We start from the raw sequence: 2156 nt of genomic DNA, 5'->3' as shown, positions 1-2156 counted from the left end.
CGATGGCCGACGACTGGGCCCAACTTCAGGATGCAGGCGCCGAGTTCGCCAACAAAGAACTCGACTCGAAGCTCAAATTCCACGCAACAACCCGGTCATTCCCGGTCGAACAGATCACCGAGACGATCGAGGAGCGACTCACCGACGAGGACGTCACACAGAACCCGATCTTCCGGGAACTCCTCGAGGAGTATCGGGAGACGCGGCCCAAAGAAATGCGTGACCGCGGCATTCAACAGGTTCGGTACTACATTGGCGTAGAAGTCTCGCCACTCGAAGTCTATGACCGATACCGCGACGAGGGAACACCGGCTGAAAAGCTGACGCAGTTCCCCGTGATCGGCATCCTGTTCAACCCGTTCGTCACACGACGAGAGGACCTCTCCGATGTCGAACGCCGCGCCCAGATGTTCGAGAAGCTGGACGACCGGATTGCGGATGTCCGTTCCGAATTCATTCAGCAGGCCTCCGGCTGGTCTGCCCACCGACTCAGCACGGTCGAATTGTTCGTTCTGAACATGGACTTCTGGAACGGCGAGGAACACGATTTCGAGACCGAAGCAGACGTAATTCGCGAACAACCGATTCTCGGCCGGTCACGCCGGGAGGAGGCGTTCAATGCGTAATCTCCCGTTGCAGTCGAGTCGTGATATTCTCTCACAACTCACCCAGTGGGCTCAACAGCCAACATCCCCTGAAGGTGCAGCGCTCTATCTGGGGACTATCGTGGTACTCGGCGTCGGCGGGACAGCCCTCTGGCAGCGGTACCGCACCGACGACGAGCCGGAAGTCGACTTCTCGGATGTCCTCGACGAGGAAACCCTCGAAGCCGGCGAGGCAGAAGGCCAACTCCTCGACGACATCTCGGAGTCACACAAGACGGCGACGGCCCCAGCGGCAGTCGAATGGAAGACGCGTGCTGCCCGTGTCGGTGAGCAATGGACGACGACGCTATACATCGCTGACTACGCCGACTACCCGAATGACGGCTACTTGAGTGACCTCTTCGAGTTGACCGACGTCGAGTTCGACCTGACGGCGCACATCACGCCGAAGAACCAGCAACGCGCACGAAACGAACTGCAGGATATTGCGGACGACCTGCAGGTCGACGCTGATTTAGAACAGAGCGTCCGGAGTGAGTACCTCCAAGAGCGAGCCAACGAGGCAGCGGCGACGTACAAGGCCGTCGAGAGTGGTGCGAGTGTGTTCGACCAAGGGCTGTTCGTCACCGTCCGTGCCGACGACACGGACGAACTCCAGAACGCCGTCAGAGCAGTCAAAAGCGCGCTCCGTGACGAACCGGCGAATCTCACGCCAAAGACGGCTATCTGCCGGCAGGACCTCGCACTCCAGTCCGCCGCGCCAATCGGCGACAACGTCTTCGGCCGGGAGTCGATTGCCCTCGGCGGTGCTGTTGGTTCCCTCTTAGCGTCGCCACACAACGCGACGATTCTCGAAGAAGGGGGCGTCGAGTTCGGGATTCACAAGGACAACCAGAGTCCGGTCGTCATCGACCCGTTCGCCCGTGACAACGGGTATGCGATGTTTACTGTCGGCGACACAGGCTCTGGCAAATCGTTCGGTGCGAAAGAGAATTTCATCCGGTCGATCGAACAGAGCAAGGACCGCATCGGGATCATTCTCGAACCGCTCAACAACTGGGCGGGCGTCTCCGAAGCGCTCGACGCCAAGCGCATTACCGTCGGTGGGACACTCGGACTAAACCCGCTCGAAATCCGCCAGACGCCCGAACACGTCCAACGGGCAATGGGTGAAGACGCGAGTCCGTTCAACGAGAAACTCGACGACGCGATGAGCTTCCTGACGAATTTCTTCGCTCTCCGCGGCATCTCACTTGGCGACCGCCGAACAACACTCGAACTCGGTCTCAGACAGGCCTACGAGCGTCATGGCATTACTGATGATATCACGACGCACGGCAACCCGAGCCCGACGATTCGAGAGATGCTGGACGTCTTCGAAGAGATGGTCGACGACCCCGAGTCGTTCGTCGTCCGGTCGGATGCGGAAGCTGAGAAAATCAGCGATGATGCAACATGGTTGATCGACCAACTGCGGCCCTTCGAAGAAGCGGGCCGCTACGCGAACCTCGGGAAGGAATCGGAGTTCGACATCCGCGACGAGAAAGTCAT

General features: G+C 59.5%; 1 protein-coding gene and 1 pseudogene. Both read left to right on the top strand.

Going from position 1 to position 2156, the window contains the following annotated elements; translation table 11 throughout:
• Positions 1–626: pseudogene (locus C5B90_RS19765) on the top strand (hypothetical protein); the annotation flags it as partial.
• The coding region (locus C5B90_RS19760) for a VirB4 family type IV secretion system protein (RefSeq protein WP_115883620.1) at positions 619–2156 on the top strand (1538 nt) is incomplete at its 3' end. The pseudogene C5B90_RS19765 and the gene C5B90_RS19760, both read left to right, overlap by 8 nt.

Source organism: Haloferax sp. Atlit-12N (assembly GCF_003383095.1).
GTDB lineage: Archaea > Halobacteriota > Halobacteria > Halobacteriales > Haloferacaceae > Haloferax.
The sequence above is the reverse complement of the archived record's forward strand: the minus strand, read 5'-3'. Positions and strand labels throughout refer to the sequence as shown.